8 protein-coding genes are annotated in these 15,898 nt (G+C 43.6%); all 8 read right to left on the reverse strand.

All coding sequences use genetic code 11. The annotated features are described in order from the left end of the window. Window positions 1-31: 31 nt before the first annotated feature. A complete protein-coding gene (locus AC1DV1_RS18915) occupies window positions 32-2,119 on the reverse strand; it encodes a discoidin domain-containing protein (RefSeq protein WP_477362052.1) in 2,088 nt (695 codons plus the stop codon). 13 nt (window positions 2,120-2,132) lie between these two features. Continuing rightward, complete coding sequence (locus AC1DV1_RS18920; RefSeq protein WP_477362053.1) at window positions 2,133-4,502, reverse strand: right-handed parallel beta-helix repeat-containing protein; 2,370 nt, start codon at window positions 4,500-4,502, stop codon at window positions 2,133-2,135. 113 nt (window positions 4,503-4,615) lie between these two features. Next, window positions 4,616-6,658, reverse strand: a complete 2,043-nt coding sequence (locus tag AC1DV1_RS18925) for a beta-galactosidase (RefSeq protein ID WP_477362055.1) — start codon at window positions 6,656-6,658, stop codon at window positions 4,616-4,618. 299 nt (window positions 6,659-6,957) lie between these two features. Beyond that, complete coding sequence (locus tag AC1DV1_RS18930; RefSeq protein WP_477362058.1) at window positions 6,958-9,156, reverse strand: glycoside hydrolase family 3 C-terminal domain-containing protein; 2,199 nt, start codon at window positions 9,154-9,156, stop codon at window positions 6,958-6,960. A 3-nt stretch (window positions 9,157-9,159) separates the two neighbouring features. Continuing rightward, complete coding sequence (locus tag AC1DV1_RS18935) at window positions 9,160-10,716, reverse strand: GH39 family glycosyl hydrolase (RefSeq protein WP_477362060.1); 1,557 nt, start codon at window positions 10,714-10,716, stop codon at window positions 9,160-9,162. 23 nt (window positions 10,717-10,739) lie between these two features. After that, a complete protein-coding gene (locus AC1DV1_RS18940) occupies window positions 10,740-12,803 on the reverse strand; it encodes a beta-galactosidase (RefSeq protein ID WP_477362062.1) in 2,064 nt (687 codons plus the stop codon). A 150-nt stretch (window positions 12,804-12,953) separates the two neighbouring features. Next, a complete protein-coding gene (locus AC1DV1_RS18945; protein ID WP_477362064.1) occupies window positions 12,954-14,009 on the reverse strand; it encodes a glycoside hydrolase family 5 protein in 1,056 nt (351 codons plus the stop codon). A gap of 277 nt (window positions 14,010-14,286) precedes the next feature. After that, the gene (locus AC1DV1_RS18950) at window positions 14,287-15,822 is read right to left on the reverse strand and encodes a cellulase family glycosylhydrolase (protein WP_477362066.1); all 1,536 of its coding nucleotides are present in this window, start codon (window positions 15,820-15,822) and stop codon (window positions 14,287-14,289) included. Window positions 15,823-15,898 lie beyond the last annotated feature (76 nt).

Below are 15,898 nucleotides of genomic sequence, written 5' to 3' on the forward strand. Positions count from 1 at the left end.
TAACCGGCTCCTCAAATGCCGGATAATAACATTAGGGCTGGCTTGTAATCACATCAACTTCGGCATATCCTGTATTATCGTTGCCTTCTGTATTTTTCAAGGCCCTCAATTTAATATAGCGTGCTTTTACAGCCGCAAAGTTTTTAATTTGTATCAGCGGGTTGTTTTTGATATTGGGGAACTCTCCTTCATCAACCAGTTTCCATTCTTTATTGTCGGCCGAAACATAAAATTGATAGGTGGTTATTATACCGGGGCTCCACAAACCAGGATCGGGCAAATACCTGAATCCAGACAGGGTTTCTTCTTTCCCCAGGTCGATCACCAAATCAACCGGCATTTTTACATCCTTACCCTGGTGCCACACGGTAGCAGGATCTCCATCTAAAATTGCGTTAGCCTTTTCGTCGCTTACTCCTAAAACTTTCCAATCCGTACGGGGCAGGTCAAAGTTCTCCTCCACTTCGGGGCTGCTTTTGCCCGTGGTTGGGTCGCCGGCAATTGCCTTTACGTCCAATTTTCCATCTGTTTGAAATGGCCCGGTATATTTTTTTGAACCTGTGGTGGGCGCACTTCCATCCAATGTGTAGTAAACTACCGATTCTTTGTCTGCCGGGATTATAATGATTTTACCGGATTGGTCCCTGATTATAGCAGGTGCAGTCAAAATCTGCGGCGCATCATAAACACCTATATTGGAAATAACAATACAACTTTTTGAGGCCGTAATATTTAACCGAACCTTTGTTGCCTTCACGCTCGGGAAAGTAAGGATACGCTTGTACCCAATGGTTGTTGCGTTGGCTACTTCTTTCCAGTTACCATTAACAAAGGCTTCAACAGTGAATGCCTTCACCCTTTGGCCCAACCGGATATACTCGTGCACCAAAAAACGATTGAATGTAGTTGGCTTGCCCAAATCGATAGTGAGCGATGCTGTTTTTATATTATCATCCGTGGCCCAATAAGTGTCGTTATCACTATCAACAGCTTTGCCTGCACCAAAAGCTTTATCGTTGCCACGAACATTGGAAGCAGTTGTTTTCTTTATTTTAGCCAGGTCTACCGCAAAGGCTTCCTTAACCGCTTTGCCAAATTCCGAGGCTGCTTTTTCATCTCTTTCATTGATCAAGCCATTGGGCATGATAGGGAAATTAAGCAGGAAAGTAGCATTACGGCCAATGGAGTGGTAGTAAGTATCCATCAGCTGGGGCAGCGTTTTTACCTTAGTATCTTCACCTGGGTGATAAAACCACTCTGGCCGGATGGATGTATTTACTTCGGCCGCCACCCACCTATTACCGTTCTCCAAACCGTAATGCAGCATATTATAGGGCACATCACCGGTCGCATTAAGCAGGCTCCAATTGGTTTCGCCTACATAACCTGATTCCGTTCCCACCCAACGAAGATCACCTCTTTCCCCGCCATCGTTCCAGATTACGCAATTTGGCTGTAGTTTATGGATAAGGGCATAGGTTTTCTTCCAGTCATAGTAGGTTTTACGGTCAATGGTACGGGTTTCATTAGCACCACCGTAATAACCAGAGCCTCCGTTAGCGCCATCAAACCACACTTCGAAAATAGGCCCATAATTAGTCAGCAGTTCAGTGAGCTGGTTCCTGAAATAGGTAATATATTCCGGCTTGCCATAATCTGGATTGTTTCTGTCCCAGGGCGACAAATAAATGCCCAGTTTCAAACCATATTCTTTACAGGCCGCGGCCATTTCCTTCACTACATCGCCTTTGCCATTTTTCCATGGCGAATTTTTAACTGAATACGCTGTATATTTTGATGGCCAAAGGCAAAAACCGCAGTGATGCTTTGCGGTAATGATGATTCCTTTCATACCCGCTTCCTTGCAGGTACGTGCCCACTGGCGGCAATCCAGTTCCTTTGGATTAAACAAATTCACATCTTCGTTACCAAATCCCCAGGATTGATCTGTATAGGTGTTCAATGAAAAGTGCACAAATGCATAAGATTCCATTTGTTGCACACGCAGTTGGTTACTGGTTGGTACCGGGCCAAATGGTTTGGGGGCGCTGATTTGAGCACTGCAAAATACTGCTGAGCATAAAGAAAAAACGACTCCCAGGAAAAAATATCTGTTCATAAGTTCATATTTATTACATGTTTACTTCAATCTTTTGCTTCAACTGGTGTTGGTTGCGAAAGATCACTATTTCGGTATTTTTCCCGGTAACCGTGCCCCGGGCTTCCAGCAGATCTTTAAGGTTGTTAACCTGCCTGCGATTAAAAGTCAGTATGACGTCATTCGCCTGAAGAAATGCCGATGCAGCCGATCCATGGGCAACAGAGAGCACCAACACACCTCTGATCTGATCCATGCCGGTGGCAGATTGCTCGCCGGCTGTACCCAGGTTTTTGACCCTGGCACCCATGAAATCTATGACATCATCTTTGCTTATACTATTAGTGGTTACAACTGCCGGGAAGACTGGCTTTTTGGCAATGGCCTTCAGCCGCGCGGAAACCACACCGAAATTATCCATCGCGAAATTTTTGAAACCTGCTGATAACGCGGCTGCGCTGTTGTTCAGGTGAAAATCACCTTTTTCGGGATTGGTAAAAACCGGATGGCTATATACAGAATGGCCATCCGTGCCGCGGGATCTGGCTTCTTTCAGCGACACGGAATCGGGAAAAATGTTATAATCAACTTCCTTCCCCCAGGCGGAAATACCGATAGGCAAGTATCCTGTTCCGACGATATTATGACGAAACACATCGCCGCTGTTTTTAAACCATACATGAGGATGAAAAGTATTATTGACCATGATATTGTTTTCAATAACACGGCTTACGCCTTCCCGCAATTTAATTCCCCCATTTAAGCACAGATTATTGTAGATAAGGTAGTTGCTGGATCCGTCATCCAGGTCAATATCCCAACCATGGTCACAGCGGAACCTGTTGTTACGAAGGATGATCGGTTTCACCACATCAAGGAGTGCTATGCCGGGGTTTTCGGCAACAATCGAATCAAGTTTTTTCTTATCGGCTTGCCAGTAACGGTCGCGTCCCCAGGAATTAAATGATCCATGGTCTCCGGTTTCCTTTACGGTATTGAACACGTCATTATACTCAATGATATGCCCTCCCCAGGTTCCTTCACTTACATTGATTCCTGCGCGGGGCACATCGTAAATGGTATTGTGGCTTACCGTGATGTCCTGGCACATAGATAGCTCTACCCCTGTTGATTGTTTTTCTCCGTAACCGAGGTTAAACATCAGGTTATCATAAACTTTACAGTCTTTTGGGTAATTGTTTGTTTTGGGTCCTGGTGTACGGTCTATTTCTGTCGGTGGTATGTACTCATTATATTCAAAACTGGGCGAACGCACCGCACCCGGGTCGCCGACAAAACAAATACCGCTTGCCCCGATTTCGGAAATCTGGCACCCCGACACTTCGCAGCCACGGTTGAATTTGCTAAAGAAGACCGCATTGCCGCCCAAATCATGCAGCACACAATTTTCGAGACGGCAACGTGCCGCACCTTCGTAAAACACTGCCGCACCCCGGTAAATCGTCCAGTCGCTGCGCAGCAACGGCTCCTTGTTTTGCATAAAAGTACGTGCTGTTTCTGTCAACGTCAGTCCGGAGATCGTAATATTTCTGACCGGCTTTTCTTCCGTCCCTCTGAATTCAAATAAATGGGCAACCTGGGGCGTTTCAAACTTTGCAGTTTTTAAATCAAGGCCTTTAGCTGGGAAATAATATAAGACTTTCGCTTTCTTGTTATAATACCATTCGTTGACCGTATCAAGCTCTTCAAAAACATTCTCTGTATACCGATATTTTTCATGCATACCCGAACGCCGGTTATTTTGCCAGCCCCCTTCCAATATAGGGTTACCACTGGTGTCCTTTCCCGTAATCATATAATGAAAATCGCCCCATTTGGCGCTGTGCAGGGCATGCACGTATCCACCCAAGGGCGACTTCCACCTTGCAGCCCGTTCTTTGCTGACGGCATCAACTGCAGTACCACCGAGAAACTGGGCCGAAGGATCATAGTTTGGGTAACGGGCCATATGTTGTAATTTACCGTTCACAAACAATTCATCAAAAACAAGATCATGATCAATCTTAGCCTGCCAGATACCGTTTTTGTATGGCGTCCAGTTTAAGCCACTTAACTTAGCACCACCGCTTATGATAACCTTCTGGCGGTCAACAGTCGTCAACACCAGGGGTTCGTTATTCTTCCTTGAGTCGGCAGAGCTGAATACCACAGGTTTACTCAAATAATAGGTACCCTCATAAAGTTTGATAAAAACAGTTCCTGAAATTTTCCGCGCCGTGATCATTGCACGGTTTATAGAAGCAAATGGCTTGCTTTTAGTACCCGGATTGCTGTCATTTCCGCTGAGGGAGACATATAAATTTGTTTGCGCGTTGCTGCCGGCCGGCCATAAAAACCCAGCAAATAAAACCGCTGTTATAATTAAATTCTTCACTTTTTGCATTTAACGCTATTTAATAGTTACCCGTTTGGTGACGTTGCCCAATCATAACCTCAATCGATTGCAGGATATATTCAATTATCATTTTTGGTTATTCAATATACCAGGAACAAAATCTATTTTATTTCTATAAACTCAGGCTCGTACGGGGCAATAGTAAAATTGCCGGTATAACTTTTATTAAAAAGAATACTCTGCGATTTCCCATTCATTGGTATTTCTTTTGGTTCTCCCGTCACGTTCAGGTACAAAAAATGGTTCTTATCAATTTGCCTTGCCATAACGCCCGCGGGTACTTGTGGCCCCTTTTTAATACCCAGTTCATCTATCAGTTTATCAAGCAATGGGCCTAATACCTCGCCGCCTGCGGGCAAGCCTACATAAATTGCCCTGCCTTTGCCGTATTTGTTAGCAGTAATAATCGGGTAATCTTTATCCAGGCTGGTTATACTTCCGAGGATTTCGGCACCTTTGGATTCAATAACATCATATCGGCTTGATTCTGTTCCGATAGTTTTCCCTATGTAATTTAGTTCAATTTTTTTGCCTCTCAACGATGTGCGCGATACTTCGTTCATCGGCTCTGTTTCTTCATAACCGGCTACCCGTATTCCAAACACATCGCTTAAACGGCCCGGATGGGTGGATGCAAATACTTTCCCGGTTTCGTCAACCACGGCAGAATTACTTGTCATCACAACAGTGCCGCCATTTTTTACAAAATCCTTTATTTTATTGGCAGTGGTTTCATCCATCACAGTTACACCGGGCACAAAAAGTAATTTATACTTTAATGAACTCTTGCTGATCTCCAAAATGTGGGAATCCATATTGCGGTAATGAAACAAATTCCAGCAGCTCTGTAACTGTTGGTCCTGCACCTCGGGAAACGAGCTGCTGGCTATCTGACTTGGAAAGGAGAATGCCAAGCCAACTTCCGGGTTGAGCTTGTAGGGAAAGTATTTTTCGATCTTTTTAAACTCGGTGGCTATCTTTTTGTATTCATCATATTTACGATTGGGCACGCCATCCCAATCAAGCATCCCTTCCAAATATTGCTCTTCGCCCGACCACATACTTTGCCAGGTCCATCCGCAAACCACTTGATTGCCGTACATCAACGTGGCATAGGCAGATTTCCTGATCGAATTGGGAACGGCTGTCATTGTAGTAAATTCACTGCACCAGAAGGGGTTTGTACTTTCAAACTGAATACGGGAAATTCCGAACAAGGCATTCATCACCCCCCAATTGGTAGTTAAAGAATTCCCCGGATAAAAGCCAGCGCCTCCCCTGGACATCTTGCCTGAATAAGCAATCTGCGAATAGTCAAAATACTTCAACGCACTGTAATACCAGGCATTGGTATTAGTTAGCGCATTGGGTGCATTGGCATTAACCTTGTCGAGTACCTTGAATAAAATCTGGTTAACTTCGTCTGATATAAAACGTCTGAAATCCAATATTTTCTCCGGGGAGCCATTTTTTTCACCGGTTACGGGTAGCCCTACTTCATCAAAATCGTTAATCTTTCTTGACCAGCGTTGGGTAGCCCATGCTTTGTTAAAATTATCTATGGTAGCATACTTCTTCGTTAGCCAAACCACAAACCTTTTTCTTACTGTTTCTGAGTATGAAATAGGGCCATCACCAGATTCATTATCAACGCCAAAAGCTAATAGGGCCGGATGTTTAGCATAGTGTTTTGTAAGTGTATCTGCATAACGCACAGCGTATTTTTGATACATCGGATCGCCTACATCATCCATGTAGCGATGGTTGGGATATTGCGCATTGCCCGCTGGACTGGTAACATCAATTGAGCGGTACTTATGGTGCAACCAAACAGGCGCCGGACGAATAGCGATATCAAGAATCACCTTAATCCCGGCTTTATTCATCATGTCCATCACAAAATCAAACCATTTAAAATCAAACTTACCTTCAGAAGGTTCATAACTGTCCCAGGCCAGGTGCCCCATCCTAACTGCCTTGAATCCGGCGGCCTTCATCAACTCAATATCTTTTTTTATTTTTTCCTGGTCTTTATCATCATGTGGATGATAATTGGTGCCCACGTATAATTCCTGAGCTTTAACCGACAAGGTAGCAAGCAACAGCGTCGAAATTACCAAAAGCTGTTTGATTTGTATCTTCATTTATTTAACTGATATTTTTACTGTTTTTTGAAATATTACGTGATGAATTACCTAACTGCTGAATAAATCCCGTTGTTATTTATTTGGCAGGGCTTAGCAAATCCAGACAGGAAGAAGCATGGCAGTTAGTAATTGGTTCTCCACTTAATTCATTATAAGGAATTGATAATTGGTGGGTCAAATTTAGCTTAAAGGATGCCCCTAATGTTTGATTTAAAGGGACTTTCTTTTATACAAAACCGACATTTGTTTATTAATTGAAAGTTGTTTCTGAGTTATGACGGTAGCCAGATTGATGTTTATTTAACGGATATTTTTACTGTTTTTAAAACATTGCGTGATGAATTACCTAATTGAAGAACAAATTCGCCGGCTTCAACTTTCCATGCTTTTTTTGTTTCGTCATAAAAGGCCAAATCGCTAACCTTTACATCAAGCTCAACTGCTTTCATTTCGCCTGGCTGCAGAAAAACTTTTTCGAAAGCCTTTAATTCTTTTTCGGGACGCAAAACAGAACTGGCAGGATCGCTTACATACAATTGCACAACCTCGGCACCGTAACGGCTACCTGTGTTTTTAACCGCTAATTTTGCATGGATGATATCATTCTTTTCATAGATCTTCTTGTCCGTCGAAAAATTACTGAGTGCAAAACCGGTATAAGAAAGCCCGTATCCAAAAGGAAACTGGGGCTGGATTTTCTTGGTATCAAACCAGCGATATCCCACCAAAATATCCTCCTCGTAATTTACCTTCAAATCTTTTCCGGGAAAATTGCCCAATGCATGGGCCGGCGACTGATCAAGTGTTACCGGTAATGTAAAAGGTAATTTGCCGGATGGATTCACCTTGCCGCTTAATATATCTGTCACCGCATTGCCTCCCTCCATACCACCATACCACGACCATAAAATAGCAGGTACCCGGTTAACAATGCCCGCTAACTTTACTGGCGAACCGGCGATTATTACCATGGTTGTATTAGGATTTGCTTTTGCCACTTCCTGCATCAAAACTTCCTGCCCATAAGGCAAATCCATATTTTGTTTGTCAAAAGATTCCGTATCAAAATCATGGTTTAACCCTCCAAAAATGATAACCACGTCCGATTCCCTGGCAACCTTTACAGCCTCCTGAATCAATTTCCAATCAACATGATCTGAATTTCCCTGGCCCCTGTTGCTGCCTTCCTTGAAAGTAGATTGTTTTTCATATCCCTGGGCAAAATTTATTTTTACGCGGGTACCGAACTTTTGCTTGATTGCCTCTAAAGGAGTTATTTCGTATAACGCTTTTATTTCTGAGCTAAGCCCTGCCCCGCAATGTTTCCGGGTAGCATTATCACCAATTATAGCAATCGATTGTATTTTATTGAAATTGACAGGGAGAATATTGCCCTTGTTTTGAAGTAACACCGCGGCTTCCGCAGCAGAATTGTAGGTCGCCTTTTGATGCTCTGGTGTATTCATTTTTCCCTTTTCGCGGTTAGCTTCATCAAACATCCTGGTTTTGAACATTACACGCAGCACATTTGCTACTTTTTCATCCACTACCGATACCGGTACTTTTCCTTCTTCTATAGCTTTTATTAACGGATTAGCAAAATACCATTCGTTATAATCTTTTATATCGGTGCCCATTTCCAGGTCGAGCCCGCTTAAGGCGGCCTTTACCGTGCTATGTGCCGCGGCCCAATCGGTCATTAAAATACCTTTAAACCCAAATTCTTTTCGAAGGACCTGCCTGTTGAGATATTCGTTTTCCGAACACCAGTCGCCCCTGAATTTATTGTAAGCTGCCATGACAGTGTAAGCACCGCCCTCAGTGACTGCCGCTTTAAAACCCGGCAAATAAATTTCACGAAAAGCCCTTTCGCTTACTTGTACATCAACAGAATCGCGATGCGTTTCCTGGTTGTTGGCTACCCAGTGTTTTACGCTCACCGCAACATCCTTTGACTGCAGGGCTTTGATATAGGCAACAGCCATTCTCGAAATAAGAAAAGGATCTTCACTCATGTATTCGAAGTTACGGCCACCAAGTGGCGAACGGATAATGTTGATACCAGGGCCCAACAGCACATCTTTTTTTCGGAAACGGGCTTCCTCGCCCAATACCAGCCCCTGTTTTGCGGCCAGTTTAGGGTTCCAGGTTGCAGCAAGCGCTGTTCCCGGAGGAAAGCAGGTTGCCGAATCAGTCGTCCACCCCGAATAAGCCCAGTCGTCCCTGTTAATTTCGGCGCGTACGCCATGCGGTCCATCGCTCAGGGCCAGTTCGGGGATACCTAACCTCTTTATTCCTGATACATAAAACTTGGAATTGGCATGCAACAGGCTCACTTTTTCCTGCAAAGTCATCTGGCTGATGAGCGAACGGATTTTTTCTTCCTGCTTGCTATTATTCAGACTTTGCTGTGCATTTGCCGCTCCTGCTGCCAGCAGTATAAAAAAAAGCACACAGCATGTCCTTACAGCTATTTTTGGTTTCAATATCTTCATCGGTTAGCGTTTAATCAGGTTTACCAGGATAACATCATTTTCCCGGATATCAAATTCGCGGGAATACACGGCATTGGGTTTTATTACGATTTCCTGTTTTGTTACAGGAGAGCCATTTTCTACTTTTAACTTTTCAACCTGCTGCCTGTTTAACTGTCCGGGCCTGCCCATATCCAGATAGCTGGTATATGCATCGTTCACCCTATAACCTATTTTATAAACTTCCATCGTATATTTTCCGGCAGGCACATGCGATAGATTTATTTTTACTTTGCCTTTAGGTTTGGCTGGCAAATCCTTTATATAATACGCCTGGTTATTGACAGAATCCGGCAAAGTATAGCTATAATCCCACAATAAAACCTGAATATCTCCTTTGTCGTTTTTGCAAACCCATGAACGTTTGTCGGTATTGGCTAACTCGGTGCCTCCAAGTTTATTCATAAACTTATAGGAATAAAAGGCTGGCTTGTTTACGCCTTGAATGTTAAGTAGCCCAAAACCTCCATGAAAAGGTGTATACCGCGGGCCGGGTTCTTCAAACACATCGGTAAAAACCCAGTACGACATGGAGTTGGCCGCGTTGCCGACTTGTTTTAATTTTTCCAAAATATAAGCGGCTTCCTGATAACTATCGTGCACTGGGTCGGCCGGAGTATAGGATGAACTCCATTCTGTATAATGCAGTTCCAGGCCGGGTTTAGCTGATTGAGCAATTTGTTTACGGGAATTCAAAACGTCGCCGCTTACCGCCAGCGAATCTTTACTTAATACCGTGCCCGAATTGCCATATTCATCCAGAAAGCCTTGTTTTACACCATATGAATGGGTACTGACGAAGTCAATCGGCACGTTATTTTTGCTGCAATGATTTATCATTTCGGGAACCCAGGCTGCGCCTGCAGTACCTGGGCCACCTACTTTATATTCGGGGTTTACGCTTTTAACCGCCTTTGCAGAATAATCGTACAATTTAAAATAATCGTCTTGTGTCCCCGTCCAGAATCCGGGAGATAAGTTAGGCTCATTCCATACTTCAAAATACCAGGATTTTACTTCCTCAGCGCCATACCTTTCTGTAAAATGCTGAACAAGGTTGGTAATGAGTGCCTGCCATTTGTTATAATCTTTTGGCGGGGTAACATTGCCGCGCCACCAAAAAATTGTCTGGTTTCCGCTTGCCAGGGCATTAGGCATAAAACCCAGTTCCACAAAAGGCTTCATCCCAATTTTATGCAGAAAATCAAACAGCGCATCAACATACATATAATTATACTGAGGTTTTCCTTTTGAGTCTTCGGTATATACGGCCATATCATCGGTGAGTAACCCATGCATGCGGATATACCTAAAACCACATTGTTTTCTTACGTATTCCAGTTGTTGCTGCCAGTCGGCACGTAGCCCTTCATTTGCCCGGCCCGCGCCTACGCAGGCGTTAAACATGGTATTAAGCTTACCCGATGTTTTGTTTAAATCTACATTAATTGCTCTTTGGCCTTTCACATTAGCCAAAAAAGCGAATTGCGAAATCACCAATACCCAAATTATTTTTTTCATCTGTTTTGTAATTCTTATTAAAACTATTCTGTCCACACAAGCACACCTGCAGGCTTTAGTGTCTTCTCCCCTATTAAAACTTTTACATTATCCGGCAGATTTACCGTGTAATTTTCTGATGAGTAATTTAATGCCGTATAAAAACCATCGCGCCAATAAACAAATACGCCTGGTGGGTAATCCTCAGTTGTGGCACCGGCATCTTTATAAATTTGCCTCAATAAGTCCTTTTCTAATTTGGAGTCATCGGTCTCTACACCAATGTAGGTTACGTACCCTTTGCCTATCCGATGTTTCACAACAGCAGCTTTACCTTTATAGAACTGATTATTATAGGTGGCCAGTACCCCGGTAGTATCTTCCGGAACAAGCAAATCCGCCCAGGTATGCCATGGATAATGATTGGAACCCATCAGTATATCGCCTTTACCATACGATGAAAGCATATCGGTTTGGCTTATATGGGCACCGATCAGGTTTGAAATTGGCATTGCGGTTTCCCCCTCCCAAAAATGCCCCCTGCGGTCTTTGGTACCTGTACGGCAAGTAATAACCAGGTGGCCACCTTTGGCTACATAATCATTCCATTTTTTTACCAATGCCGAGTCAGCCATTTCATAAGCAGGAACTATTACTACCTTATACCTTGACAAATCTGCTGTTTCCTGAATTACATCAACAGGTGCACCCAATGACCTTACAGTTTTAAGGAATTTTACCGGGTAATCCCAGGTATTCCACTGCCCCGTTTGTTTTTGCCTGTCAATACTCCAGTAATTTTCCACATTCCACAGCAGTGCTGTTGACCGTGAAGCCAGCTTGGCGGGCATTTTTGAGCCTGGCGCAAATTGCCTCCGCAGTTCTGTTATTTCTTTCATGAACTGCATATAGTCTTTACCGCCCTGTGAGGGTGTTACGCCATCCGTTTTTATCACACCGGCATGATATTGCTCTGCACCATACAAGATTTGACGAAAGCGGTACGAGCAGGCGACCTTTCCACCAGCCGCAAAACTGTGGTACAACCATAGCCTAACGGTACCCGGTAACAACAGGGGATTGTAGCTTCCCCAATTAACGGGCCCCGGCTGAATTTCCAAAACCCCTGACACACCGCCCACAGATTTGTAATATTCTGAAGCAAAAAGAACAACATCGCTATTGCCTAAACGGAAACCAGACTCACCAATATTATCCGTACCCCCGTTTGGATATGCAGTATATGCTGCAAAATCCAGTTTTGTGGTACGGTTAGGATCTGAACCAGTGCAAACGGCAGTATAGTTGGTGGTAACAAATTGCGTCTTTGAAATGTAATTACGTAAAGTTCCAGCCTGTAAATCAAGAAATTCTGCCTGGGCGTCCGCTGAATATCTTTTAAAATCCAGTAAGGCATGAGGATTATTGCCCCACCAGCCTACCAGGCTCGTATTCGGGATGATTACCTGGTCAAAACTATTAAACCACTGGCTCCAGAAGGCTGCCCCCCAGGCGGTATTTAATGCATCAATGGTTTTATATTTATTTTTTAGCCAGGCCCTGAATGCGTCTTGCGATGACGGACTATAATCAGACACCGCACCCGGTTCATTATCTACCTGCCACCCCATTACATTTTTGTTCTGCCCGTATCGTTTAGCCATCTCCGCTACTATTCTTTGTACAAAGCCACGGAATTTCGGATTGACCATTGATTCCAGGCCACGCGTACCATTTTCCGCACGGATATAATGCCCGTCCATAACAAAAGTCTCCGGGTAGTTTAACCGCATCCACGTTGGCGTGGTTGCCGAAGGTGTGCATAGCAACACCTTGAGATGGTATTTTGTGCAAAGCCCCACCACCCTGTCAAGCCAGGTAAAATCAAACCGTCCTTCTTCGGGTTCCATTTTGAACCAGGCAAATTCAGCCAGGTGAACAAACTCAAAACCCATGTCTGATATCTTTTTAATATCCCTTTCCCATTGGGCTTCATTCCAATGTTCGGGGTAATAATAGATACCCGTTGTTACCAAATCTTTTTCGGGGAAAAACCGATTGGCTTCCTGTGCTTTTAACGCTGCCGAAGGGATTAATATCCCTAACATAATTGTTGTTATTAATTTTCTCATCTAAAGATTCCGGGCTTTTCTATAGAAGCTGCCGTATGCTATTTTACAATAAAATTTCTTTTAGTATTAACAATATTTCATCTGTTGTAGCCTCGGCTAAACATCGGTTCTGCTATCTTTAATATTTTAGTTAGCACCAGCATTAAGTGCGACAATTGTACGTTGATCTTTCACAGTATAATTTTGCCTGTCCAAAGCACCACCCGTGTCCCAGAAAAATGGCAGCATCCCGTTGGCTTTCGCTTGTTTAAAGATATAAGTTAGCCAATAATCTACTGCTTCGTTATGTGTTAACAAATCTAAAGGAATATGTTGGCCATTACTACGCCTATAGGCTCCGTACTCGCCCAGCACTACTGGAATTCCCTGGTCTGCGAATTTTGCCTTCATTTTACTAAACGTGGCATTTACGTCACTTTCTTCACCCCAGGTGGCATTGTGGTTGGGTTCAATTATAGAATGATGTCCTGCTCCCCAATAATAGAACATTTTGCCCCAGTCTGCATTGCCGTCCATCAGGCAAAACTGATACGGAGAGTAATAATGCACCTCCACCATCATCCGCGCCGCCACCTGGTCCTGGGGAAGGTTAGTCATCAGGTCGTTTGTTTTGTCGATATCAGTTGAAGGGCCCTGAACTACCAACACCCTGTAACTGTTCCTGCCGCCGGTGGATCGGACTGCATTAACAAAGGTTTGATGATAACTAGCCAATATTGCCGTTTTTTCCGCATCATCTGCATTCGGCTCATTGGCGCTGGCAAACATCAGGTGTTCATCAAAATCGCGCATAGTTGTTGCAATTTGCTCCCAAAGCGCTTTTTGCTTGGCATTAACAGACACTTTTTTAAGGGCAGTACAATTGTTTTCCAGCCATCCCTCGTCCCAATGTATGTTGAGTAAAACGTACATATCATTTTTCACACAATAGCCTATTACTTCCTTAACCCTGTTAAGCCATTTTATATCTATGCGCGCTTTGTCTTTATCAGCTAAATGCGTCAAATTCCAGGCGCATGGCAGGCGGATAGCGTTAAACCCCTGCCGTTTTACAAATTTTATATAATCCTCGGTAATAACAGGACTGCCCCAACCTGTTTCGCCGCCAGGGGCTTCAAAAGTATTGCCAATGTTCCACCCTAACTTAATTTTAGCGGCGAGCTGAACAGCATTGCTTTTCATCCCTGTTGAGTCGGGAGCCTTTGGCGAGTCGTTATAAGAAGGATAGAGGGCAGGTCGCGGGAAACTCGCATTCCTATTGTAAACATTCGCGCTTTTGAATGAAGAAAAAGACGCGAGCGTTATTATAGATATTAATATTTTAAAAGAATACTTTATTTTCATTTACTCCTAATCTTTACCTAAAAAATTCATCTGAACAGTATTCTGTTCAGATGAATTTTTTACCACCCACAATAGGTGAATTTAACGAAAGGTTTTATATCAATTGTTGGTATGCTTAAAACCCTGCGCCTTTTTTTAGCGAATCTAATGCGTTCTGGTCTCCTATATATGCGGGCTGGGGTATACCACCATTATTTGGACGGCGAAATACGCCCGCCCATAAAAACGGCAGCACGCCATGTGCTTTGGCTTGCTTGGTAAGATAAGCATAGTAATGCCAACCCGATCTTATTGCCAATATCGAATCAGCCGGGTATCCGGTTAATCTCTGAGCGTGATACTGTATGTCAAATTCGCCCATAACTACCGGGATACCTTTATCAACAAATTTTGTTTTGACGGCTTTAAATGCGTTATCCATATAAGCTTCTTCTGTTGACGCTACGCAATTGCGGTCCAGGAAGAGCGGGTTTGTTGTATGAAAGTCTTTTCCCCAGAAATATAATTCTTTTCCCCAGCTTGCGTCCATAGGTGTGGTACTACCGTAGCCCCCTAATATGCAAAATTGCGGCGGGCTATAATAGTGAAACTCTACCATCATTTTATTAGGGGTTGGGTCGGCAGGTAGTCTCGGTGTTTTATACACATTAGCCGGATCAAGGTAAGAAGCAAGCAAATCAAGCGACGTAGAAGGCGACTGAATAACTATCGCACGATAAGTATTTTTACCACCGGTACCACGCACTGCATCAATAAATGATTGATGATAACGCATTAAGGTAACGGTTGTCGGTATATCGTTCGCATTGGGTTCATTGGTACTGGCAAGTATCAAATGCTCGTCAAAATCCCGCATCGCTGTAGCTATCTGCTGCCAAATTGCCTTATGCTTGGCATTAACACTATCCTGTTTAGCACCTGTAACTGTGCAGTCAATATAACTATCGTGATGGGTATTGAGTATCACATACATATTGTCGTTCATGCAATATTGCACAACTTCTTTTACGCGGGCGAGCCAGAGTGGGTCTATTTGTGAAGTTTGGTCATTTATGATGTGGTTACTCCAGGTGCAAGGAATCCTTATACCATTCATACCTGTTGATTTTACCAGGTCAATCAGCTGCTGGGTAATTTTCGGGTTCCCCCATCCGGTTTCCCATCCGGGTGCATCCATAGTGTTATAAATATTCCATCCCATTGTTATTTTTGCAGCCAACTGCGAAGCGGTGCTACCCATGCCTGTTGCATCGGGTGCTTTGGCCGATGTATTATATGATGGATAAATTTGGGCATCCTGCGTTATGGTAATTCGCCTCATTTGACCATTAACCGAAGTTACATTTAACACCGTTGACCGGGTACTGCCGGATGAATTTGCTGCTGCAGTAATTTTAATGGTTACATCGCCGTTATTTCCCGATGCTCTGTCTAAATGCAACCATCCTAAACCGGCAGTATCAACACTCCAGGCAGCGTTGCTGGTAAATTTTAAGTCTACACTACCACCACCATCCGGTATAGCATCTGTTAAATTAGACAGCGTTAGCTGTGCGGGCCCTGTTGCCGATTTTTTACAGGAAACCACCACTAAAATTGCAAAAAACACGCCCAGTATCTTATAGGCCGTCTCTATTTTCATTATCTTCATATCCGTTTTTTATTAAAAAATCATCTTTCAATTAGTTAAGCCCCACAGCAATGTGCTACCGTGGGGCCTAAGCTGT

Source organism: Mucilaginibacter sp. P4_D1, from assembly GCF_056401935.1.